30 protein-coding genes are annotated in these 20,837 nt (G+C 38.9%); all 30 read right to left on the bottom strand.

Features of this window, described 5'->3' with window-relative positions:
• Nucleotides 1–29: 29 nt before the first annotated feature.
• The 30 genes from infA to rpoC all read right to left on the bottom strand — a co-directional run bounded on the left by infA (nucleotide 30) and on the right by rpoC (nucleotide 20,728).
• Complete coding sequence (gene infA / locus Q0977_RS06865) at nucleotides 30–248, bottom strand: translation initiation factor IF-1 (RefSeq protein WP_038179110.1); 219 nt, start codon at nucleotides 246–248, stop codon at nucleotides 30–32.
• Between the two features lie 422 nt (nucleotides 249–670).
• Nucleotides 671–1,324, bottom strand: coding sequence for an adenylate kinase (locus tag Q0977_RS06860; protein WP_299511810.1), 654 nt, complete (start codon nucleotides 1,322–1,324; stop codon nucleotides 671–673).
• A 66-nt stretch (nucleotides 1,325–1,390) separates the two neighbouring features.
• Entirely contained in the window at nucleotides 1,391–2,677 is a 1,287-nt protein-coding gene (gene secY / locus Q0977_RS06855; RefSeq protein WP_299511807.1) for a preprotein translocase subunit SecY, read from the bottom strand.
• On the bottom strand, nucleotides 2,677–3,117 hold the full coding sequence (gene rplO / locus Q0977_RS06850; protein WP_299511804.1) for a 50S ribosomal protein L15: 441 nt from the start codon (nucleotides 3,115–3,117) through the stop codon (nucleotides 2,677–2,679). The genes secY and rplO overlap by 1 nt, the downstream gene beginning before the upstream one ends.
• A 32-nt stretch (nucleotides 3,118–3,149) precedes the next feature.
• Nucleotides 3,150–3,332 carry a 50S ribosomal protein L30 gene (gene rpmD / locus Q0977_RS06845; protein WP_119415288.1) on the bottom strand — a complete coding sequence of 61 codons (183 nt, stop codon included), beginning with the start codon at nucleotides 3,330–3,332 and terminating at the stop codon, nucleotides 3,150–3,152.
• A 14-nt stretch (nucleotides 3,333–3,346) separates the two neighbouring features.
• Nucleotides 3,347–3,850 carry a 30S ribosomal protein S5 gene (rpsE, locus tag Q0977_RS06840; protein ID WP_102693559.1) on the bottom strand — a complete coding sequence of 168 codons (504 nt, stop codon included), beginning with the start codon at nucleotides 3,848–3,850 and terminating at the stop codon, nucleotides 3,347–3,349.
• Between the two features lie 21 nt (nucleotides 3,851–3,871).
• The gene (gene rplR / locus Q0977_RS06835; RefSeq protein WP_299511798.1) at nucleotides 3,872–4,231 is read right to left on the bottom strand and encodes a 50S ribosomal protein L18; all 360 of its coding nucleotides are present in this window, start codon (nucleotides 4,229–4,231) and stop codon (nucleotides 3,872–3,874) included.
• A gap of 33 nt (nucleotides 4,232–4,264) precedes the next feature.
• Nucleotides 4,265–4,804 (bottom strand): 50S ribosomal protein L6, encoded by a 540-nt coding sequence (gene rplF, locus Q0977_RS06830; RefSeq protein ID WP_119415289.1) that lies wholly within the window; start codon nucleotides 4,802–4,804, stop codon nucleotides 4,265–4,267.
• 32 nt (nucleotides 4,805–4,836) lie between these two features.
• On the bottom strand, nucleotides 4,837–5,235 hold the full coding sequence (gene rpsH, locus Q0977_RS06825; protein ID WP_119415290.1) for a 30S ribosomal protein S8: 399 nt from the start codon (nucleotides 5,233–5,235) through the stop codon (nucleotides 4,837–4,839).
• A gap of 30 nt (nucleotides 5,236–5,265) precedes the next feature.
• The gene (locus tag Q0977_RS06820) at nucleotides 5,266–5,451 is read right to left on the bottom strand and encodes a type Z 30S ribosomal protein S14 (protein ID WP_119415291.1); all 186 of its coding nucleotides are present in this window, start codon (nucleotides 5,449–5,451) and stop codon (nucleotides 5,266–5,268) included.
• 17 nt (nucleotides 5,452–5,468) lie between these two features.
• On the bottom strand, nucleotides 5,469–6,008 hold the full coding sequence (rplE, locus tag Q0977_RS06815; RefSeq protein ID WP_299511790.1) for a 50S ribosomal protein L5: 540 nt from the start codon (nucleotides 6,006–6,008) through the stop codon (nucleotides 5,469–5,471).
• A 26-nt stretch (nucleotides 6,009–6,034) separates the two neighbouring features.
• On the bottom strand, nucleotides 6,035–6,346 hold the full coding sequence (gene rplX / locus Q0977_RS06810; protein WP_102693554.1) for a 50S ribosomal protein L24: 312 nt from the start codon (nucleotides 6,344–6,346) through the stop codon (nucleotides 6,035–6,037).
• Nucleotides 6,347–6,381: 35 nt separating this feature from the next.
• On the bottom strand, nucleotides 6,382–6,750 hold the full coding sequence (gene rplN, locus Q0977_RS06805) for a 50S ribosomal protein L14 (protein ID WP_066790904.1): 369 nt from the start codon (nucleotides 6,748–6,750) through the stop codon (nucleotides 6,382–6,384).
• A 39-nt stretch (nucleotides 6,751–6,789) separates the two neighbouring features.
• Nucleotides 6,790–7,053: a 30S ribosomal protein S17 gene (gene rpsQ / locus Q0977_RS06800; RefSeq protein WP_119415293.1), complete on the bottom strand. Its 264-nt coding sequence runs from the start codon at nucleotides 7,051–7,053 to the stop codon at nucleotides 6,790–6,792.
• 20 nt (nucleotides 7,054–7,073) lie between these two features.
• Nucleotides 7,074–7,274, bottom strand: a complete 201-nt coding sequence (rpmC, locus tag Q0977_RS06795) for a 50S ribosomal protein L29 (protein ID WP_066790908.1) — start codon at nucleotides 7,272–7,274, stop codon at nucleotides 7,074–7,076.
• On the bottom strand, nucleotides 7,264–7,698 hold the full coding sequence (gene rplP / locus Q0977_RS06790) for a 50S ribosomal protein L16 (protein ID WP_124217377.1): 435 nt from the start codon (nucleotides 7,696–7,698) through the stop codon (nucleotides 7,264–7,266). The genes rpmC and rplP overlap by 11 nt, the downstream gene beginning before the upstream one ends.
• Nucleotide 7,699: 1 nt before the next feature.
• Nucleotides 7,700–8,356, bottom strand: coding sequence for a 30S ribosomal protein S3 (rpsC, locus tag Q0977_RS06785; protein WP_119415295.1), 657 nt, complete (start codon nucleotides 8,354–8,356; stop codon nucleotides 7,700–7,702).
• A 3-nt stretch (nucleotides 8,357–8,359) separates the two neighbouring features.
• Nucleotides 8,360–8,704 carry a 50S ribosomal protein L22 gene (gene rplV, locus Q0977_RS06780; protein WP_124217378.1) on the bottom strand — a complete coding sequence of 115 codons (345 nt, stop codon included), beginning with the start codon at nucleotides 8,702–8,704 and terminating at the stop codon, nucleotides 8,360–8,362.
• Between the two features lie 21 nt (nucleotides 8,705–8,725).
• Nucleotides 8,726–9,007, bottom strand: coding sequence for a 30S ribosomal protein S19 (gene rpsS, locus Q0977_RS06775; RefSeq protein ID WP_102693547.1), 282 nt, complete (start codon nucleotides 9,005–9,007; stop codon nucleotides 8,726–8,728).
• Between the two features lie 60 nt (nucleotides 9,008–9,067).
• Nucleotides 9,068–9,898, bottom strand: coding sequence for a 50S ribosomal protein L2 (gene rplB / locus Q0977_RS06770; RefSeq protein ID WP_299511769.1), 831 nt, complete (start codon nucleotides 9,896–9,898; stop codon nucleotides 9,068–9,070).
• A gap of 40 nt (nucleotides 9,899–9,938) precedes the next feature.
• On the bottom strand, nucleotides 9,939–10,217 hold the full coding sequence (gene rplW / locus Q0977_RS06765) for a 50S ribosomal protein L23 (RefSeq protein ID WP_299511766.1): 279 nt from the start codon (nucleotides 10,215–10,217) through the stop codon (nucleotides 9,939–9,941).
• Nucleotides 10,217–10,840, bottom strand: coding sequence for a 50S ribosomal protein L4 (gene rplD, locus Q0977_RS06760; protein ID WP_299511763.1), 624 nt, complete (start codon nucleotides 10,838–10,840; stop codon nucleotides 10,217–10,219). Before rplD ends, rplW begins: the two co-directional genes overlap by 1 nt.
• 26 nt (nucleotides 10,841–10,866) lie before the next feature.
• Nucleotides 10,867–11,496 (bottom strand): 50S ribosomal protein L3, encoded by a 630-nt coding sequence (gene rplC / locus Q0977_RS06755; RefSeq protein ID WP_124217379.1) that lies wholly within the window; start codon nucleotides 11,494–11,496, stop codon nucleotides 10,867–10,869.
• A gap of 45 nt (nucleotides 11,497–11,541) precedes the next feature.
• Complete coding sequence (rpsJ, locus tag Q0977_RS06750; protein WP_119415300.1) at nucleotides 11,542–11,850, bottom strand: 30S ribosomal protein S10; 309 nt, start codon at nucleotides 11,848–11,850, stop codon at nucleotides 11,542–11,544.
• Nucleotides 11,851–12,265: 415 nt separating this feature from the next.
• Complete coding sequence (gene tuf / locus Q0977_RS06745; protein ID WP_119415301.1) at nucleotides 12,266–13,453, bottom strand: elongation factor Tu; 1,188 nt, start codon at nucleotides 13,451–13,453, stop codon at nucleotides 12,266–12,268.
• 143 nt (nucleotides 13,454–13,596) lie between these two features.
• Nucleotides 13,597–15,678 (bottom strand): elongation factor G, encoded by a 2,082-nt coding sequence (gene fusA / locus Q0977_RS06740; RefSeq protein ID WP_119415302.1) that lies wholly within the window; start codon nucleotides 15,676–15,678, stop codon nucleotides 13,597–13,599.
• 42 nt (nucleotides 15,679–15,720) lie between these two features.
• Nucleotides 15,721–16,191 carry a 30S ribosomal protein S7 gene (gene rpsG / locus Q0977_RS06735; RefSeq protein WP_119415303.1) on the bottom strand — a complete coding sequence of 157 codons (471 nt, stop codon included), beginning with the start codon at nucleotides 16,189–16,191 and terminating at the stop codon, nucleotides 15,721–15,723.
• A 35-nt stretch (nucleotides 16,192–16,226) separates the two neighbouring features.
• Nucleotides 16,227–16,646: a 30S ribosomal protein S12 gene (gene rpsL, locus Q0977_RS06730; protein WP_102693539.1), complete on the bottom strand. Its 420-nt coding sequence runs from the start codon at nucleotides 16,644–16,646 to the stop codon at nucleotides 16,227–16,229.
• A 96-nt stretch (nucleotides 16,647–16,742) separates the two neighbouring features.
• On the bottom strand, nucleotides 16,743–16,994 hold the full coding sequence (locus Q0977_RS06725) for a 50S ribosomal protein L7ae-like protein (protein WP_124217381.1): 252 nt from the start codon (nucleotides 16,992–16,994) through the stop codon (nucleotides 16,743–16,745).
• Between the two features lie 134 nt (nucleotides 16,995–17,128).
• Nucleotides 17,129–20,728 (bottom strand): DNA-directed RNA polymerase subunit beta', encoded by a 3,600-nt coding sequence (gene rpoC, locus Q0977_RS06720; protein ID WP_299511741.1) that lies wholly within the window; start codon nucleotides 20,726–20,728, stop codon nucleotides 17,129–17,131.
• Nucleotides 20,729–20,837 lie beyond the last annotated feature (109 nt).

The following is a 20,837-nucleotide window of genomic DNA, read 5'->3' as shown; positions in this document are numbered from 1 at the left end:
ACCTCCTTAGTGGTCCGGAGTGCAAAAGATTATTTAAAACGGTATGTGATACGACCGCGAGTTAAGTCATATGGAGATAACTCAATTGTTACCTTATCTCCAGGTAAGATGCGAATAAAGTGCATACGGATTTTGCCCGAAACATGTGCAAGAACTGTATGACCATTTTCTAATTCTACCTTAAACATCGCGTTTGGCAAAGTTTCAACAACTGTGCCTTCGATTTCAATTACATCGTCTTTCGCCATCGACCCTGTCTCCCTTCTATATGCAATTCATGAACTATCGCCAAATTCTTTCGGAATCCGCTGCAAGTTTTACTACTTTTCAACATATGTTTGGTTTGTATGAGAGATGTTCGAAAGACGCTCATCAGGCTTCGCTTCTCGAACCAAGATAATAGATGCAGGGTTTACCTGATTCTCACACGCTCCCCGGCTACCCTGGATGAGATCCTGCATACCCGTTTACACAGATACTTTTCCACGAAACTCATTATACCCTTTCAGAATAAAGAATGCATCAAGGATATATATGGTATCCAAAAGATACAAATAATTCTTCAGTGCATAGACCGGGTACAATATGCTTTTGCAGCTCTCGAAAATGAATTTTCGCTATGCTACCACATACTCCCGCGATTGCAGATATCTGCGCACTTCATCGGGTATTAGTTGCGGTTGCCTTTTAATAGAGCATCAATATCAGCAAATACAACATTGATATCTTGCTGACCATTAATGTTAGTTAAAACATTTTTCTTACCATAAAAATCAAGTAATGGTTGAGATTGCTTGATATTTACTTCCAGACGGTTAGTGACCGTTTCCGGATTATCGTCTGCTCTTTGATAAAGTTCTCCTCTATCTTTATCGCATTTTCCTTCCTCTTTAGGAGGATTGAAAACTAGATGATAGGAAGAGCCACATACTTTACAGATGCGACGACCTGTTAAACGTTTGACCAATTCTTCTTTTTCTACTTCGATGTTAATAACATGTTCTACTTTTTTTCCAAGATCCGTTAGAATTCCATCTAAAGCCTCAGCTTGACCAGTAGTACGTGGGAAACCATCTAATAGAAATCCTTGATCACAATCAGGTTGGCTTAATCGTTCACGAACGATACCAATCGTTACTTCATCAGGTACCAAAGCACCTTTATCCATAAACGATTTAGCTTTTAGCCCTAATTCCGTACCATTTTTAATAGCTGCACGGAACATATCGCCTGTAGAAATATGAGGGATATCGTATTTCTCAATAATTTTATCTGCTTGAGTACCTTTACCAGCACCAGGCAAACCCATTAAAACGATATTCATACGGACTGCCCCCAAATATTAGTATGAAGGTTTTTAGGAACGAATAACGTTCCAAAAAACCGACTTTTATTTCATAAAACCTTTGTAGTGTCGTTTTACAAGTTGAGATTCTAATTGTTTCATCGTTTCTAGTGCAACACTAACTACGATTAGCAAACTAGTACCGCCAATTTGTGCAGATGATGGTAGATTTGCAATATTGATGAACAAAATTGGAAGAACTGCCACAACTGACAAGAAAATAGCACCTACAAATGTTAAGCGATATAAAACAGAAGTTAAATAATCTTGTGTACTTTTACCTGGACGTATGCCCGGAATATAAGCACCTTGTTTCTTAAGATTATCTGAAACCTTTTCTGGATTAACTTGAACGAACGCATAGAAATACGTAAACGCAACGATTAACGCTACATATAAGATCATTCCTAGTGGTTGAGAATAATCAAACGTTCTTTCAATAAAACCAGTAATTTTATTATCTTCAAAGAAAGTAGCAATCGTTCTAGGTGTTACAAGAAATGCAACAGCAAAGATTACTGGGATAACCCCAGCAGAGTTAACTTTCAATGGAAGATGCGATTGTTGAACACCACGTTGTGCACCTGAACCTTTTGCATATTGAATTGGAATTTTACGATTTGCTTGTTGAACATAAATGACTCCAATTACAATTGCTAAAGCCGCTAATGCAATAATTACAAGTTTAATAATGTTGATAAATAATTGTTCACCAGCATTTTCAAATTGTTGAGCATAGATTTGGTTCACTGTTGTAGGTAACGCAGCAACGATCCCAGCGAAGATAATAATGGAAATACCATTTCCAACACCTTTTTCTGTAATCTGTTCGCCTAGCCATAATAAGAATGCTGTACCTGCAGTTAACACGATTGCAATTGTTAAGTAAGTCATTACGCCTTCTTCTCTAATCAATGAACCGCCGTACATACGGTTAAAACCGTAAGACATAGCGATTGATTGAATAAATGCAAGGACAATTGCAAAATAGCGTGTAAATTGAGCGTTTTTTTTACGCCCAACTTCACCTTGTTTTGACCACTCGGTGAACTTCTTCACAACATCCATTTGTAACAGTTGAACAATAATTGATGCCGTAATGTAAGGCATAATCCCCATCGCAAAAATAGAGAAGTTTTTAAGTGCTCCACCACCAAAAGTATTCAAGAAACCAACCAAGCTATATTGATCAGTTTGTTGTAATACTTCAGCGTCTACATTTGGTACTGGAATGAATGATCCTATACGGAAAACCACCAACATCAAAAGGGTGAAAATGATTTTATTTCTTATATCTCTCACGCGCATAAAGTTAGAGATTGTTCGAAACATTAAATCACCTCAATGTTTCCGCCGACATTTTCAATTGCTGCTTTTGCAGATGCAGAGAATTTATGAGCTTTGACAGTAAGCTTTTTATCAAGAGTTCCGTTACCAAGAACTTTGATACCTGCTTTTTCTTTGCCCACTACGCCAGTTTCAATAAGTAAAGCTGGTGTAACTTCTGTGCCTTCTTCAAAACGATTTAACGCATCAAGATTAACAATAGCGTATTCTTTACGGTTAATGTTAGTGAATCCACGTTTTGGTAGACGACGGAAAAGTGGGTTTTGACCACCTTCAAATCCAGGGCGTACGCCGCCGCCTGAACGTGATTTTTGACCTTTTTGACCTCTACCAGAAGTTTTACCATTACCAGTCGCAATACCACGACCTACACGGTTACGTTCTTTACGTGAACCAGTAGCTGGTTCTAACTCATGAAGTTTCATTAGATGGCACCTCCTTGTTATTAAATTTAAAATTATTTTTCAGTAACTGTTACTAAATGAGCAACTTTAGTGATCGCACCGCGAATAGCTTCGTTGTCAGCGTGTTCAACAGTTTGATGCATTTTACGTAAACCTAATGCTTCGATAGTTTTACGTTGTGCTGGTTTAGCACCAATTAAACTTTTAGTGAGGGTAATTTCTAGTTTATTTGACATGTTATTTCCCTCCCTTAACCTAATAGTTCTTCTACTGATTTACCACGAAGTTTTGCAACTTCAGCAGCTTGTTTTAATTCAGATAAACCTTTAATAGTAGCACGAACCATGTTGATTGGTGTGTTTGAACCTAAAGATTTAGAAAGAATATCAGTAATACCAGCAAGTTCAAGTACGGCACGTACTGGACCACCAGCGATAACACCTGTACCAGGAGCAGCAGGTTTAATCATAATATGGCCTGCACCAAAGTTTCCAATTACTAAGTGAGGTGTAGTACCACCAACACGTGGAACTTCAATAAGGTTTTTCTTAGCATCTTCGACAGCTTTGCGAATTGCATCAGGTACTTCTTGTGCTTTACCAGTACCAAAACCTACATGGCCATTACGATCTCCAACTACAACTAGTGCAGTGAAGCGGAAACGACGTCCACCTTTTACAACTTTAGCAACGCGGTTGATAGTAACAACGCGTTCTTCAAGTTCTAGATTGTTTGCGTCAATATTAAGACCCATGAAAAGTGTACCTCCTTCTTATTAAAATTCTAAACCGTTTGCGCGAGCAGCTTCAGCTAAAGCTTTTACGCGTCCATGATATAAGTAACCACCGCGGTCAAATACAACAGCTTTGATATTTTTTTCCGCAGCACGTTTAGCGATTGTTTCACCAATTTTTGTTGCAGCTTCCACATTGCTTGCAGTTCCTTCAAAATCTTTATCCATAGTTGAAGCTGAAGCAAGTGTTACGCCTTGAGTATCGTCAATGATTTGAGCGTAGATGTGTTTATTTGAACGGTATACATTTAAACGTGGACGTTGTGTAGTACCTGAAATTTTAGCACGTACGCGAGCATGACGTTTTTTACGAACTTGATTTTTATCTTGTTTCGTAATCACAAAGGGTCACTCCTTTCTAATGCTTAGGCAGCATTATTTACCTGTTTTACCTTCTTTACGACGAACATATTCGCCTTCATAACGAATCCCTTTACCTTTATAAGGTTCTGGTGGACGTACGTCACGAATGTTTGAAGCATAAGCTCCAACTTTTTCTTTAGAGATACCTTTAACAACTACTTTAGTGTTTGAAGGTACTTCGAATTCTATGCCTTCTTCAGCTGTGAATTCTACTGGGTGAGAGTAACCAACGTTCAATACAAGTTTTTTACCTTGTAATTGAGCACGATAACCAACCCCAACTAATTCTAGAGATTTAGCAAAGCCTTCAGAAACACCAGTTACCATATTAGCAAGCAAAGCACGAGTTGTACCGTGGTTTGTACGGTGTTCTTTAGATTCAGAAGGACGTGTTAATGTAAGAACATTTCCTTCTTGTTCGATTTTAATATCTTTGTTAAAAGCACGAACTAGTTCGCCTTTTGGACCTTTTACAGTTGCTACGTTTTCAGCATCGATAGATACTGTAACACCTGCAGGTACCTCGATCGGTTTTTTACCTATACGAGACATTTAATGTTGCACCTCCATTCTATTGTTGCTAATTACCAAACGTATGCTAGAACTTCGCCGCCAACTTTTTTAGCGCGAGCTTCTTTGTCTGTTAATAAACCTTGTGAAGTTGATACTAAAGCGATACCTAGACCGTTCAATACTTTAGGTACTTCATCAGTTTTTGCATAAACACGTAAACCTGGTTTAGAAATACGTTTTAAACCTGTGATAACGCGTTCGTTATTTTGACCGTATTTTAAGAAGATACGGATAATACCTTGTTTGTCATCTTCAACATATTCAACGTCACGAATAAAACCTTCACGCTTAAGAATTTCAGCGATCTCTTTTTTAATATTAGAAGCTGGAAGCTCTAATTTTTCGTGACGGACCATGTTTGCATTACGAATGCGAGTAAGCATATCTGCAATTGGATCTGTCATAGTCATTAAAATTTACCTCCTTCCCAAATTAGGGGATTACCAGCTGGCTTTTTTAACGCCAGGAATTTGTCCCTTGTAAGCAAGTTCACGGAAACAAATACGGCAAAGTTTGAATTTGCGGTATACAGAGTGTGGACGGCCACAGCGTTCACAACGAGTATAGTCTTGAACTTTATACTTTGCACCACGTTGTTGTTTTATGATCATTGATTTTTTAGCCACGTTCTCGCCTCCCTATATTATTTTTGGAATGGCATACCGAATTGTGTTAACAACTCGCGAGCTTCTTCATCTGAGTTCGCAGTAGTAACGATAACGATATCCATACCGCGTACTTTTGAAACTTTATCATAGTCGATTTCAGGGAAGATTAATTGTTCTTTCACACCAAGTGTGTAGTTACCGCGACCATCAAATGCTTTTTTAGAAACACCGTGGAAGTCACGTACACGAGGAAGAGAAATAGAAATTAATTTGTCCAAGAAGTCATACATACGTTCACCACGTAATGTAACTTTTGCACCGATTGGCATACCTTCACGAAGACGGAAGCCAGCGATAGATTTTTTAGCTTTAGTTACAACTGGTTTTTGACCAGTGATAAGTGTTAATTCTTCAACAGCTGCATCAAGAACTTTTGAGTTTTGAACAGCGTCACCAACACCCATGTTGACAACGATTTTTTCAACTTTTGGTACTTGCATTGTTGAAGTGTATTCGAATTTGCTCATAAGAGCTTTAGAAACTTCATTTTCGTATTTTTCTTTTAGGCGGTTCATGTTTGTACCTCCCTTCTCTTTTAAACTTATTTATCGATTACTGCACCTGATTTTTTTGCTACACGAACTTTTTTGCCGTTTTCTTCTTTATAACCTACGCGAGTCGGCTCGCCAGATTTAGGATCAATTAGCATTACGTTCGAAACGTGAATTGCTGCCTCTTGGCTGACAATTCCACCTTGTGGATTAAGTTGGTTAGGTTTCACGTGTTTTTTAACGATGTTAACACCTTCAACTAAAACGCGATCTTTTTTAGGAAAAGCAGCTAGGATCACTCCTGTTTTGCCTTTATCTTTACCTGTAATAACCATTACTTTGTCGCCTTTTTTAACATGCATTCTGTCGCACCTCCTTGATTGGCACTTTCATGTAATTAAAGAACTTCCGGAGCTAATGAAACGATTTTCATAAAGCTATTGTCACGTAATTCACGTGCAACTGGTCCGAAAATACGTGTTCCGCGTGGTGATTTATCATCACGAATGATTACACATGCGTTTTCATCAAATTTGATGTAAGTACCGTCTTTACGACGAACACCGCTTTTCGTACGAACGATAACAGCTTTAACTACTTCGCCTTTCTTGACAACGCCACCTGGTGTTGCTTTCTTAACTGTACAAACAATAACATCACCGATGTTAGCTGTTTTACGTCCAGAACCACCAAGTACTTTAATAGTTAGTACTTCTTTCGCACCTGAGTTGTCGGCAACTTTCAAACGACTTTCTTGTTGAATCACTTAGGTTACCTCCCTTCGGACTGTTTATTCCGAATTATATTAGATAATAACCGCTTTTTCTACAACTTCAACTAAACGGAAGCGTTTAGTAGCTGATAGCGGACGAGTTTCCATGATGCGTACGATATCTCCAACTTTAGCTACGTTGTTTTCATCATGCGCTTTGAACTTTTTAGAGTATTTTACACGTTTACCATAAAGCGTATGCTTTTTGTAAGTTTCAACTAAAACAGAAACTGTTTTATCCATTTTGTCAGAAACTACGCGGCCTGTGTAAACTTTGCGTTGGTTACGCTCAGTCATGCTTGCAAACCTCCTCTTTATCAGTTATTTGCACTGATTTCTCTTTCGCGAATCACAGTTTTCATTCGCGCAATCGCTTTGCGTACTTCACGAATGCGAGCTGTGTTTTCTAATTGACCAGTCGCCAATTGGAAGCGAAGGTTGAAAAGCTCTTCTTTCAGTGATTTTACTTTTACTTCGATTTCTGCAGTTGTAAGTTCACGGATTTCATTAGCTTTCATTAGATTCACCACCAATTTCTTCACGTTTAACAATCTTACATTTAACAGGCAATTTATGAGCTGCTAAACGAAGTGCTTCGCGAGCTACTTCTTCAGTAACGCCGCCGATTTCAAACATAATTCTACCTGGTTTTACTACGGCTACCCAACCTTCAGGAGCACCTTTCCCTGAACCCATACGTACTTCAAGAGGCTTTTTAGTGTATGGTTTGTGTGGGAAGATATTAATCCAAACTTTACCGCCACGTTTTGTATAACGAGTCATAGCAATACGAGCAGCTTCGATTTGACGGTTAGTGATCCAACTAGCATCTAGAGCTTGTAAACCAAATTCACCAAATGATACTTTAGTGCCGCCTTTTGATGTACCACGCATTTTACCACGATGTACACGACGATATTTAACGCGTTTTGGCAATAACATATTATTTGCCTCCTTCCTCAGAGTTCTTCTTAACTGGAAGGACTTCACCACGATAAATCCATACTTTAACACCTAATTTACCATAAGTAGTGTCAGCTTCTGCATGAGCATAATCAATGTCAGCACGAAGAGTATGAAGTGGAACAGTTCCTTCGCTGTAGTGTTCAGCACGAGCGATATCAGCGCCACCTAGACGACCAGATACTTGAGTTTTAATACCTTGAGCACCTGCACGAATTGTACGTTGAATTGCTTGTTTTTGTGCACGACGGAATGATACACGGTTTTCTAATTGACGAGCAATGTTTTCAGCTACTAATTTAGCGTCAAGATCAGCGCGTTTGATTTCAACAATGTTGATGTGTACGCGTTTGCCAGTCATAGCGTTAAGGTTTTTACGAAGTGTTTCTACTTCTGTACCGCCTTTACCGATAACCATACCTGGTTTCGCTGTGCTAATTGTAATGTTAATTTTGTTTGCAGCACGTTCGATTTCAACTTTAGAAACCGATGCTTCTTTTAAACTAGTTTCGATGAATTTACGAACTTTAATGTCTTCGTGAAGTAATGTAGCATAGTCTTTTTCTGCATACCATCTAGATTCCCAATCACGAATGACACCGACACGTAATCCTATTGGATGTACTTTTTGTCCCACGTATTATCCCTCCTTCTTCTCAGATACCACGATTGTAATGTGGCTTGTACGTTTGTTAATTGCGCTTGCACGTCCTTGAGCACGTGGACGGAAACGTTTCATCGTTGGACCTTCGTCAACGAATACTTCTGAAATTACTAAGTTGTTAACGTCTAAATCATAATTGTGTTCAGCGTTAGCGACTGCAGATTTTAGCACTTTTTCTACTACAGGAGATGCTGCTCTTGGAGTATGGCGTAAAATCGCAACTGCTTCGCCAACTTGCTTGCCTCGGATTAAATCAACTACTAAGCGGACTTTACGAGGAGCAATTCGAACTGTGCGAGCAATAGCTTTAGCTTGTTGCATCAGGATTTACCTCCCCTCAAATTAGCGTACTGAAGTTTTCTTATCATCTGCACCATGACCTTTGAAAGTACGAGTTGGTGCAAATTCGCCTAGTTTATGACCTACCATATCTTCAGTCACGTATACAGGCACGTGTTTACGTCCATCATATACAGCGATTGTTAGACCGATGAAATTCGGGAAGATTGTAGAGCGGCGAGACCAAGTTTTGATCACTTGTTTTTTTTCTGAATCTTGTTGAGCTTCCACTTTTTTCATTAAGTGTTCATCAACAAAAGGTCCTTTTTTCAAGCTACGACCCATTTTGGAACCTCCCTCCGTGATTCCACCACGGCTCTTTCATTGAACCGTAGTCTAATCACATTATTTTTTACGACGACGAATGATAAGTTTGTCGGATTTGTTTTTCTTGTTACGAGTTTTGTAACCAAGTGCTGGTTTACCCCAAGGAGTCATTGGTGATTTACGTCCTACAGGAGCTTTACCTTCACCACCACCATGTGGGTGATCGTTAGGGTTCATTACAGAACCACGAACAGTTGGGCGTTTACCTAACCAGCGAGTACGACCAGCTTTACCAAGGTGGATAAGTTCGTGTTGTTCATTACCAACTTCACCAATAGTAGCGCGGCATGTACCTAAGATCATACGAACTTCGCCAGATTGAAGACGAACGATTACGTATTTATCTTCTTTACCTAATACTTGAGCAGATGTACCAGCAGAACGAACTAGTTGGCCACCTTTACCAGGTTTCATTTCAATGTTGTGAATTGTTGTACCCATTGGGATGTTTGATAATGGTAGGGCGTTACCTACTTTAATATCAACTTCTGGACCAGATACAATTGTCATTCCAACTTCTAGACCTTTTGGTGCTAGGATGTAACGTTTTTCACCATCAGCATAGTTAATTAATGCGATGTTAGCAGATCGGTTTGGATCATACTCGATAGTAGCTACGCGTCCTTCAACGCCATCTTTCAAACGTTTGAAATCGATGACACGGTATTGACGTTTGTGGCCACCACCATTATGACGAACAGTGATTTTACCTTGGTTATTACGACCAGCTTTGCGTTTTGTAGATTCTAACAATGATTTTTCAGGTTTGTTAGTAGTAATCTCAGCAAAGTCAGATGATGTCATATTACGACGACCATTTGAGGTAGGCTTATACTTTTTAATCGCCATTTGTGTTCCCTCCTTCTTTATTGTTCAAGTTGAACGATCATTACATTTCGAATAGTTCGATTTCGCCTTCAGCTAATTTTACAATAGCTTTACGACGTTTGTTAGTGTAACCACCGAATTTACCGACACGTTTGAATTTACCTTTGTAGTTCATGATGTTGACTTTTTCAACTTTCACGCCAAAGATTTCTTCAACAGCGTCTTTTACTTCTGTTTTGTTGGCACGAGTGTCAACTTCAAAAGTATATTTGTTTTCTGCCATTTGTTCTGAGGAACGCTCAGTAATGACAGGACGTTTTAAGATTTCACGTGCTTCCATTAACCAAGCACCTCCTCAACTTTTTGTACAGCAGCTTGAGTGAATACAACTTTATCATGACCTACAAGATCAAGTACGTTGATTCCAGCAGCAGTTAAAACTGTTACACCTGGGATGTTACGAGCAGATAATGCTACGTTTTCATCAAGGTCAGCAGTTACAAATAATGATTTAGATTCAATAGAAAGATCAGTAAGAACTTTTACGAAATCTTTTGTTTTTGGTGCATCTAATTTAAGAGCATCTAAAACTACGAAGTTTGTTTCAGCAACTTTAGAAGATAATGCTGATTTAAGAGCTAGGCGACGAACTTTTTTAGGAAGTTTGTAGCTGTAGCTACGAGGTGTAGGACCGAATACAGTACCACCGCCACGCCATTGTGGAGAACGGATAGAACCTTGACGAGCACGACCTGTACCTTTTTGACGCCATGGTTTACGACCACCACCAGCAACTTCTGAACGATTTTTAACTTTATGTGTACCTTGACGTAATGAAGCGCGTTGAGCGATTACAGCGTCAAATAATACTGATTGATTTGGTTCAATTCCGAAGATCGCATCGTTTAATTCGATTTCACCTACAGAAGAACCTGTTTGACTAAGCACGTTAACTTTTGTCATTCCTGTTTCCTCCTTTCTTCGGATAATTAGTTAGCTTTAGTAGCAGATTTAACTGTTACTAATGCTTTACGAGAACCAGGAACATTACCTTTAATAAGAAGCAAGTTACGTTCAGCATCAACTTTAACAACAGTTAAGTTTTGAATTGTTACTGTATTGCCACCCATTTGACCAGGTAATTTTTTTTGTTTAAATACGCGGTTCGGAGCAACTGGACCCATTGAACCAGGACGACGGTGGTAACGAGAACCGTGGGCCATAGGACCACGAGATTGTCCGTGGCGTTTGATAACACCTTGGAAACCTTTACCTTTAGTAACACCTGTTACATCTACTACATCGCCTTCTGCGAAAATTTCAACTTTGACTTCTTGACCAATTTCGTACTCAGCTAAGTTTACATCGCGAATTTCGCGGATGAAGCGCTTAGGAGTAGTGTTTGCTTTTGCTACATGTCCTTTTTCAGGTTTGTTTGAAAGTTTTTCACGTTTATCGTCGAAACCGATTTGGATAGCTTCGTAGCCGTCTGTTTCAACTGTTTTCTTTTGAAGTACTACGTTTGGAGCAGCTTCAACAACAGTTACAGGGATCAAATCACCATTCTCAGCAAAAACTTGCGTCATACCGATTTTTCTACCTAAGATTCCTTTGGTCATTCGTCACACCTCCTGTGGATTTTATAATTTTATTTTACTTTACCATTATAGTTTGATTTCGATATCAACGCCTGATGGTAAATCTAATTTCATTAACGCATCAACAGTTTGTGGTGTTGGGTTAACGATATCAATTAGACGTTTATGTGTGCGCATTTCAAATTGTTCACGAGAATCTTTGTACTTATGAACCGCACGAAGAATAGTGTAAACAGATTTTTCAGTTGGTAGTGGTATCGGACCTGATACACTTGCACCTGAACGTTTAGCAGTTTCCACAATTTTTTCAGCGGATTGATCAAGGATCTTGTGATCATATGCTTTTAAACGAATACGAATTTTTTGCTTTGCCATTATTTTCCCTCCCTTTCGCCTATTTCCTAGACATTCTCCACGGAAATTTCCCGCACGCTCGCCATGGCAATGCGGCCGGGTGTGCCGGCAACCTCCCGCTTCATCGCAGTCAAAGACCAACAGTAATTATTATACATGCAATCTATAGATTTAGCAAGTAATTTCACTAAATACTTTATAATGTTGGTTATTTTCTTTGCTCTTATTAAAGCTTCTCTTTTCAACGTTCTACAGTATATTAGATTTTTTCGTTTTTGACAATCAATTTGGTCTTTTATTTTCTTGTTAATTAAAGGAATTCTTTTATCCAATTAAGTTTCTTATAGCGTTATAAAACTTTTTTTACGCAAAAAAGCCATCCCGTGTGCACTCGGAATGGCTTTTAGAAAATTGATAATTAAATTATTATCAATAATTATTTTTCGATGCTTGATACTACACCTGAACCTACTGTACGGCCACCTTCACGGATTGAGAAACGAGTACCGTCTTCGATAGCGATTGGGTGGATCAATTCGATGTTCATTTTAGTGTTATCGCCAGGCATTACCATTTCAGTACCTTCTGGTAAAGTGATTACACCAGTTACATCAGTTGTACGGAAATAGAATTGTGGGCGGTAGTTAGAGAAGAATGGAGTATGACGGCCACCTTCTTCTTTTGATAATACATAAACTTCAGCAGTAAATTTAGTATGTGGAGTGATTGTACCTGGTTTAGCTAATACTTGTCCACGTTGGATATCTTCACGAGCAACACCACGTAGTAAAGCACCGATGTTATCGCCTGCTTCAGCATAGTCTAATAATTTACGGAACATTTCAACACCAGTTACAGTTGTTTGTTTAGTTTCTTCAGCGATACCTACGATATCAACAACGTCACCAACTTTTAATTGACCGCGTTCTACACGACCAGTTGCAACTGTACCACGACCAGTGATAGAGAATACGTCTTCGACTGGCATCATGAATGGTTTGTCAGTTTGACGTTCTGGAGTTGGGATGTAAGAGTCTACAGCGTCCATTAATTCAACGATTTTTTCTTCCCATTCTGCTTCACCTTCAAGAGCTTTAAGAGCAGAACCTTTGATTACAGGAACATCGTCGCCAGGGAAGTCGTATTCAGATAGTAAGTCACGTACTTCCATTTCTACTAATTCAAGTAATTCTTCGTCGTCTACCATATCGCATTTGTTTAAGAATACTACGATGTAAGGTACACCAACGTTTTTAGATAATAGGATGTGTTCACGAGTTTGTGGCATTGGGCCATCAGCAGCAGATACTACAAGGATAGCGCCGTCCATTTGTGCAGCACCAGTGATCATGTTTTTAACATAGTCAGCGTGTCCTGGGCAGTCAACGTGAGCGTAGTGACGAGTGTCAGTTTCATATTCGATGTGAGAAGTGTTGATAGTGATACCGCGTTCTTTTTCTTCTGGAGCGTTATCGATATCAGCGTATGATTTAGCTTCTCCGCCTTGTTTTTTAGAAAGAACAGTAGCGATTGCAGCTGTTAAAGTTGTTTTACCATGGTCAACGTGTCCGATTGTACCAATGTTAGCATGTGTTTTAGAACGGTCGAATTTTTCTTTAGCCATTTTAAAATTGCCTCCTCAGCGTTTTAAGTTTTAGTTTATAGTTATGCACCTTTAAGAAGCAGGGCCCTACTTCCTGAAGATGTCATAGCTTACATGTTATTTATACTTGATAGTTAGGTAAATTTCAATTAAAAAATTTAATATTATTCACCTTTGTTTTGTTTAATGATTTCTTCACTAATAGATTTTGGAACTTCTTCATAATGGTCAAATACCATTGAGAATGTACCGCGACCTTGTGTAGCTGAACGTAAAGTTGTTGCATAACCAAACATTTCAGCAAGTGGAACCATTGCACGAACAACTTGAGCGTTACCGCGAGCTTCCATACCTTCTACGCGACCACGGCGAGAAGTAATGTTACCCATAATATCACCAAGATATTCTTCTGGCATTACAACTTCTACTTTCATAATTGGTTCTAATAGAACTGGATTACATTTAGAAACTGCGTTTTTAAGTGCCATTGAAGCAGCAACTTTGAATGCCATTTCATTTGAATCGACATCATGGTAAGAACCATCGAATAATTTTGCTTTAATATCGATTAATGGGAAGCCTGCAAGTACACCATTTTGTAGAGAGTCTTTAAGACCTGCTTCTACTGCTGGAATGTATTCACGAGGTACTACACCACCGACGATAGCATTTTCAAATTCGAAGCCTTTACCTTCTTCGTTTGGTTCGAATTCGATCCAAACGTGACCGTATTGACCACGACCACCTGATTGACGTACGAATTTACCTTCAACTTGAGCACCAGTACGGAAAGTTTCACGGTAAGATACTTGAGGAGCACCTACGTTAGCTTCAACGTGGAACTCACGTTTCATACGATCAACGATGATATCTAAGTGAAGTTCACCCATACCAGAGATAATTGTTTGGCCTGTTTCTGTGTCAGTGTGAGCACGGAATGTTGGGTCTTCTTCTTGTAGTTTTTGTAAAGCTTGACCCATTTTATCTTGGTCTGCTTTAGATTTAGGTTCTACAGAAAGTGAAATAACTGGTTCAGGGAATTCCATTGATTCAAGAATAACTAAGTTATTTTCATCACATAGAGTATCACCAGTAGTAGTTGCTTTAAGACCTACAGCAGCTGCAATGTCCCCAGCATATACTTCTTGGATTTCTGAACGAGAGTTAGCGTGCATTTGTAGGATACGACCTACACGTTCACGTTTCCCTTTTGTAGAGTTTTGTACGTATGAACCTGATTCAAGAACACCAGAGTATACACGGAAGAAAGTTAATTTACCAACATAAGGGTCAGTCATAACTTTGAATGCTAGTGCAGAGAATGGTTCTTCATCAGATGAATGACGCACGATTTCTTCTTCGCCATCAACAGATGTACCTTTAATAGAAGCAACGTCTGTTGGAGCTGGTAGGTAATCAATTACTGCATCTAGCATTAATTGAACACCTTTGTTTTTGAATGCAGTACCACAAGTTACAGGGTAGAATTCAACGTTTAAAGTTGCTTTACGAATTGCAGCTTTTAATTCTTCTTTAGTGATTTCTTCACCAGCGAAGTATTTTTCCATTAGATCTTCATCTAATTCAGCTACAGCTTCGATTAATTTTTCGTGATATTCTTCTGCTTGTGCTTTGTATTCTTCTGGAATTTCTTTAACTTCAGCGTTTGAACCGTCATCGCCTTCTTTGTAGAATGTAGCGTTCATTTCTACAAGGTCAATGATTGCATGGAATTCATCTTCAGCACCGATTGGTAATTGGATTGGGTGAGCGTTAGCTTCTAAACGTTCGTGTAAAGTTTTTACAGAATATAAGAAGTCAGCACCGATTTTATCCATTTTATTGATGAATACGATACGAGGTACGCCGTAAGTTGTAGCTTGACGCCATACAGTTTCAGTTTGTGGTTCTACACCTGATTGTGCATCAAGTACAGTCACAGCACCATCAAGTACACGAAGAGAACGTTCAACTTCAACTGTGAAGTCTACGTGTCCTGGTGTGTCGATGATGTTAACTCGGTGACCTTTCCATTGAGCTGTTGTAGCAGCAGAAGTGATAGTGATACCACGTTCTTGTTCTTGCTCCATCCAGTCCATTTGAGAAGCACCTTCATGAGTTTCACCGATTTTGTGAATCTTACCAGTGTAATAAAGGATACGCTCAGTTGTTGTTGTTTTACCAGCATCAATGTGAGCCATGATTCCGATATTACGAGTATTCTCAAGGGAGAACTCTCTAGTCATGCTGTATTTCTCCTTCCATAATGGATTAAGATTAAATCGCGATTACCAACGGTAGTGAGCGAATGCTTTGTTCGCTTCTGCCATTTTGTGCATATCTTCGCGTTTTTTAACTGATGCACCAGTGTTGTTAGAAGCATCTAGAATTTCGTTAGCTAGACGTTCTTCCATTGTTTTTTCACCACGAAGGCGAGAGTAGTTTACTAGGTAACGAAGACCAAGAGTTGTACGACGATCAGGGCGTACTTCTACTGGTACTTGATAGTTAGCACCACCTACACGGCGAGCACGAACTTCAAGAACAGGCATTACATTGTTTAATGCAGCATCGAATACTTCTAGAGGATCTTTACCTGAGCGTTCTTTTACTAATTCGAAAGCTCCGTATAAGATTTTTTCTGAAGTACCTTTTTTACCATCTACCATCATTTTATTGATTAAGCGAGTTACTAGTTTTGAATTATAAATTGGATCTGGTAACACGTCACGTTTGGAAACAGGACCTTTACGAGGCATTTGTTTTCCTCCTTTCAGCAAAAAGCTAATTTACATTATTTTTTTTCTTTTGGTTTTTTAGCACCATATAGAGAACGAGATTGCATACGACCGTTTACAGCAGCAGTATCTAATGCACCACGTACAACGTGATAACGTACCCCTGGTAAATCCTTTACACGACCGCCACGAATAAGAACAACACTGTGTTCTTGTAGGTTATGGCCTTCACCAGGAATGTAAGCATTAACCTCGATTTGGTTAGTTAAACGTACACGAGCGTATTTACGTAACGCTGAGTTTGGTTTTTTTGGAGTCATTGTACCAACACGTGTACAAACACCACGTTTTTGTGGTGAGTTAACATCAGTCAATGATTTTGCAAAGCTGTTATAGCTTTTGTTCAATGCTGGTGATTTTGATTTTTTACTTTTGGATTGACGAGGCTTACGTACTAATTGGTTAATTGTAGGCATCGATTTTTCCTCCCTTCATAATGTTTGTTAAATCCACACATCCAGGTGGTTCATTTTAAGACAAAAAACAAAGTCTTTGCGTGATCATCGCAAAAACTACCATTCAGTAATCGCACAAACTGCAGCGCCTACTTGAATTTTGCAGGCTCTACCAAGTTCTCTTTTCGAGTCTACTAATACAACGGGAATACCTTTATTTTGTGCTAATAGCACCGCGCGCTTGGTCATTCGAACGTCTGCATCTAGAGCAACGAAAACTTCAGTAACATGACCAGTTTGTAATGCTTTAACTGTTTGTTTAATGCCAACGATTGTTTTTTTAGCCTGTTTGACTTTTTCATAAGACATTTTCATATCCTCCGAAATGATAGACAATCAACTATCAACCTTACATATAGTATCATCCATCGACAATATTGTCAATGAATTAAATAAAAATCTCAAGGAGAAGATTATATCTTCTCCTTGGATTTCTTTAAAAATTACTCAGCAGCAAGTGTTTCCTCAGTTTTTTCTTCGCTTTCGGCAATTTCAATTTGACGATAGCGTTGCATACCTGTACCAGCTGGAACAAGTTTACCTAAGATAACATTTTCTTTAAGACCAAGTAATTCATCTCGTTTACCTTTAATAGCAGCATCAGTTAAGACACGAGTTGTTTCTTGGAATGATGCAGCAGATAAGAATGATTCTGTTTCAAGAGAAGCTTTTGTAATACCTAGGATAACTGGGCGACATGTTGCAGGAATTTTACCTTCATGTACAGCTTCTGCATTCGCTTCAGAGAATTGGTGAATGTCTAGTAATGTACCTGGAAGTAATTCAGTTTCCCCAGCTTCAATAACACGTACTTTACGAAGCATTTGACGAACCATTACTTCAACGTGTTTATCTCCAATTTCTACCCCTTGCATACGGTATACTTTTTGAACTTCTTTTAGTAGATATTCTTCTACAGTAGAAACATCTGTCACTTTCAACAATTCTTTAGGATCGATAGAACCTTCTGTAAGAATTTGACCATGTTTCACTTGATCGTTAACTTGTACTTTTAATCGCGCATTGTATGGAGCTAAGTATTTACGTGCTTCTACTGCTCCTGTAACTGTAATTTCTTTTTGTCCTTCGCGAACTTCTTCAATATCAGTTACAACCCCAGCGATTTCAGTAATAACTGCTTGACCTTTAGGGTTACGTGCTTCAAAAATTTCTTGGATACGTGGAAGACCTTGTGTGATATCGGCACCTGCTACACCACCTTGGTGGAATGTACGCATTGTTAATTGTGTACCTGGTTCACCAATAGATTGAGCAGCGATGATACCAACTGCTTCACCCACTTCAACTTTGTCACCAGTTGCTAAGTTCATACCATAACATTTTTTACATACACCATGTTTTGTATTACATGTATATGCAGATCGAATTGTCACTTCTTCAATACCAGCTTCGGCAATTTGACGAGCTAATTCTGGTGTGATCAATTCATCTTTAGCTACAAGTACTTCGTTTGTTTCTGGGTGACGGATTGTTTTCTTAGCATAACGTCCTGTAACACGTTCTTCTAATGTTTCAATAATTTCTGTTCCTTCTTTTAAAGAAGTAATAGCTAAACCACGGTCAGTACCACAATCATCTTCACGGACAATTACATCTTGTGCAACGTCTACTAGACGACGAGTAAGGTAACCTGAATCGGCTGTTTTAAGTGCTGTATCGGCAAGACCTTTACGAGCACCATGAGTTGAGATGAAGTATTCCAATACTGTTAAACCTTCACGGAATGAAGATTTGATTGGAAGTTCAATAATACGACCAGCTGGGTTGGCCATCAGACCACGCATACCAGCAAGTTGAGTGAAGTTAGATGCGTTACCACGGGCACCAGAGTCACTCATCATGAAGATTGGGTTATCTGCTGGAAGTGAGTCCATCAATTTAGATTGGATTTCATCTTTTGCAGCACTCCAGAATGAAATTACTCGATCGTAACGTTCTTCTTCAGTTATTAAACCACGACGGAATTGTTTCATTACTTTATCTACTTGTTCTTGAGCTTGGTGTAAAATTTCTTGTTTACCTGGTAATACGATGATATCTGAGATACCGATTGAAATACCAGCTTTAGTAGAGAATTTGAAACCAAGGTCTTTAAGACGGTCAAGCATTTTAGATGTTTCAGTAATGTGATAACGAGCAAATACTTCAGCAATAATCTTACCAAGGTATTTTTTCGTGAATGGTTTAATAAGTTCTTGCGTTTTTAAATGTTCTTTAACATTAGTTGTTGTAGGAACAAAGTATTTAGCCGGTGTTCCATCTTGTAAGTTTGAAGTTGTTGGTTCATTGATGTATGGGAAAGCATCATCAAGAATTTCGTTGAAAATAACTTTACCTACAGTTGTAATCAACAACATATTATTTTGTTCTTCTGTGAATGTTTTGTTATGCAAAGATGAAGCTTTGATTGCAATACGAGTATGCAAATGTACTTCATGGTTTTGATAAGCGACATTCAATTCATCTGGTCCGTAGAAGATTGTACCTTCGCCGACAGCACCTTGACGTTCTAGTGTTAAGTAGTAGTTACCTAATACCATATCTTGAGAAGGTGTTACAACTGGTTTACCATCTTTAGGATTCAAGATGTTTTGTGCTGCAAGCATTAACAAACGTGCTTCTGCTTGTGCTTCTGCTGATAGTGGAACGTGAACCGCCATTTGGTCACCATCGAAGTCAGCGTTATATGCTGTACATACTAATGGGTGAAGACGAATTGCTTTCCCTTCAACTAGAGTTGGTTCGAACGCTTGGATACCTAGTCTGTGAAGAGTCGGTGCACGGTTAAGTAATACTGGATGTTCTTTGATGATATCTTCTAGGACATCCCATACTTCTGGGTGCATACGTTCAATTTTACGTTTTGCAGATTTAATATTATGTGCTAAACCGCGTTCAACAAGTTCTTTCATAACAAAAGGTTTAAACAATTCGATTGCCATACCTTTTGGAAGACCACATTGGTACATTTTTAAGTATGGACCTACTACGATAACAGAACGACCAGAGTAGTCAACACGTTTACCAAGTAAGTTTTGACGGAAACGACCTTGTTTACCTTTTAACATATGAGAAAGAGATTTTAATGGGCGGTTACCAGGACCAGTAACTGGACGGCCACGACGACCATTATCGATTAAAGCATCTACCGCTTCTTGAAGCATACGTTTTTCGTTTTGAACGATGATTCCAGGAGCACCAAGATCAAGAAGACGTTTTAAACGGTTATTACGGTTAATAACACGGCGATATAAATCGTTTAAATCAGATGTTGCGAAACGACCACCATCTAGTTGTACCATTGGACGTAATTCTGGAGGAATTACAGGTAGTACATCTAAGATCATCCATTCAGGACGGTTGCCTGAGTGGTGGAATGATTCAACAACTTCTAATCGTTTAATAGCACGTGTACGGCGTTGGCCTTGTGCAGTTTTAAGTTCTTCTTTAAGAGCTTCTGATTCTTTATCAAGATCAATTTCTTGAAGTAGTTGTTTAATGGCTTCTGCACCCATTGCTGCATCAAAAGTTTTGCCGTATTTTTCGCGATATGCACGGTATTCTTTTTCAGTAAGCAATTGTTTTTTCTCAAGTGGAGTGTCAGCTGGATCGATTACTACATAAGAAGCAAAGTAAATAACTTCTTCAAGTGCACGAGGTGACATATCCAAAATAAGACCCATACGACTTGGGATACCTTTAAAGTACCAAATATGTGAAACTGGAGCAGCTAATTCAATGTGCCCCATACGTTCACGACGTACTTTTGCACGTGTTACTTCTACACCACAACGGTCACAAACTACGCCTTTATAACGTACGCGTTTGTATTTACCACAGTGACATTCCCAGTCCTTTGTAGGTCCGAAAATACGTTCACAGAACAAACCGTCTTTTTCTGGTTTAAGTGTACGATAGTTAATAGTTTCTGGTTTCTTGACTTCTCCATAAGACCATGAGCGAATTTTATCAGGTGAAGCTAAACCTATTTTCATGTACTCAAAATTATTAACGTCTATCAAGGAGCCTACCTCCCTTTATTCTGAAGTCTTTAATGACTTTTCTTAGCTCGACGATTGATTTATTTATAAAACGGGAAGGAGGACAAGCCCATAAATGGTCCTGTCCAAC

Source organism: uncultured Rummeliibacillus sp. (assembly GCF_934216135.1).
Classification (GTDB): domain Bacteria; phylum Bacillota; class Bacilli; order Bacillales_A; family Planococcaceae; genus Rummeliibacillus.
Note: the sequence above shows the minus strand (reverse complement) of the source record. Positions and strands in the feature narration are given on the sequence as shown.

What these genes read in the sequence shown, in the direction of transcription:
- secY (WP_299511807.1), bottom strand. Translation starts at nt 2,677, where the DNA reads ATGTTTCGAACAATCTCTAACTTTATGCGCGTGAGAGATATAAGAAAT.
- rpsJ (WP_119415300.1), bottom strand. Translation starts at nt 11,850, where the DNA reads ATGGCAAAGCAAAAAATTCGTATTCGTTTAAAAGCATATGATCACAAG.
- infA (WP_038179110.1), bottom strand. Translation starts at nt 248, where the DNA reads ATGGCGAAAGACGATGTAATTGAAATCGAAGGCACAGTTGTTGAAACT.
- rpsS (WP_102693547.1), bottom strand. Translation starts at nt 9,007, where the DNA reads ATGGGTCGTAGCTTGAAAAAAGGACCTTTTGTTGATGAACACTTAATG.
- Q0977_RS06725 (WP_124217381.1), bottom strand. Translation starts at nt 16,994, where the DNA reads ATGTCTTATGAAAAAGTCAAACAGGCTAAAAAAACAATCGTTGGCATT.
- rplC (WP_124217379.1), bottom strand. Translation starts at nt 11,496, where the DNA reads ATGACCAAAGGAATCTTAGGTAGAAAAATCGGTATGACGCAAGTTTTT.
- rplD (WP_299511763.1), bottom strand. Translation starts at nt 10,840, where the DNA reads ATGACAAAAGTTAACGTGCTTAGTCAAACAGGTTCTTCTGTAGGTGAA.
- rplB (WP_299511769.1), bottom strand. Translation starts at nt 9,898, where the DNA reads ATGGCGATTAAAAAGTATAAGCCTACCTCAAATGGTCGTCGTAATATG.
- rpsE (WP_102693559.1), bottom strand. Translation starts at nt 3,850, where the DNA reads ATGGGTCTTAATATTGACGCAAACAATCTAGAACTTGAAGAACGCGTT.
- rplE (WP_299511790.1), bottom strand. Translation starts at nt 6,008, where the DNA reads ATGAACCGCCTAAAAGAAAAATACGAAAATGAAGTTTCTAAAGCTCTT.
- rpsH (WP_119415290.1), bottom strand. Translation starts at nt 5,235, where the DNA reads ATGACTATGACAGATCCAATTGCAGATATGCTTACTCGCATTCGTAAT.
- rpsQ (WP_119415293.1), bottom strand. Translation starts at nt 7,053, where the DNA reads ATGACTGAGCGTAACCAACGCAAAGTTTACACAGGCCGCGTAGTTTCT.
- rplO (WP_299511804.1), bottom strand. Translation starts at nt 3,117, where the DNA reads ATGAAACTTCATGAGTTAGAACCAGCTACTGGTTCACGTAAAGAACGT.
- rpsL (WP_102693539.1), bottom strand. Translation starts at nt 16,646, where the DNA reads ATGCCTACAATTAACCAATTAGTACGTAAGCCTCGTCAATCCAAAAGT.
- rplX (WP_102693554.1), bottom strand. Translation starts at nt 6,346, where the DNA reads ATGCATGTTAAAAAAGGCGACAAAGTAATGGTTATTACAGGTAAAGAT.
- rplF (WP_119415289.1), bottom strand. Translation starts at nt 4,804, where the DNA reads ATGTCTCGTATAGGTAAAAAACCGATCGAGGTACCTGCAGGTGTTACA.
- rpmD (WP_119415288.1), bottom strand. Translation starts at nt 3,332, where the DNA reads ATGTCAAATAAACTAGAAATTACCCTCACTAAAAGTTTAATTGGTGCT.
- rplP (WP_124217377.1), bottom strand. Translation starts at nt 7,698, where the DNA reads ATGTTATTGCCAAAACGCGTTAAATATCGTCGTGTACATCGTGGTAAA.
- tuf (WP_119415301.1), bottom strand. Translation starts at nt 13,453, where the DNA reads ATGGCTAAAGAAAAATTCGACCGTTCTAAAACACATGCTAACATTGGT.
- rpsG (WP_119415303.1), bottom strand. Translation starts at nt 16,191, where the DNA reads ATGCCTCGTAAAGGTCCTGTTTCCAAACGTGACGTGTTACCAGATCCA.
- rplW (WP_299511766.1), bottom strand. Translation starts at nt 10,217, where the DNA reads ATGGAAGCACGTGAAATCTTAAAACGTCCTGTCATTACTGAGCGTTCC.
- Q0977_RS06860 (WP_299511810.1), bottom strand. Translation starts at nt 1,324, where the DNA reads ATGAATATCGTTTTAATGGGTTTGCCTGGTGCTGGTAAAGGTACTCAA.
- rplV (WP_124217378.1), bottom strand. Translation starts at nt 8,704, where the DNA reads ATGCAACAAGCTAAAGCTATTGCTCGCACAGTTCGAATTGCTCCTCGT.
- rpmC (WP_066790908.1), bottom strand. Translation starts at nt 7,274, where the DNA reads ATGAAAGCTAATGAAATCCGTGAACTTACAACTGCAGAAATCGAAGTA.
- fusA (WP_119415302.1), bottom strand. Translation starts at nt 15,678, where the DNA reads ATGACTAGAGAGTTCTCCCTTGAGAATACTCGTAATATCGGAATCATG.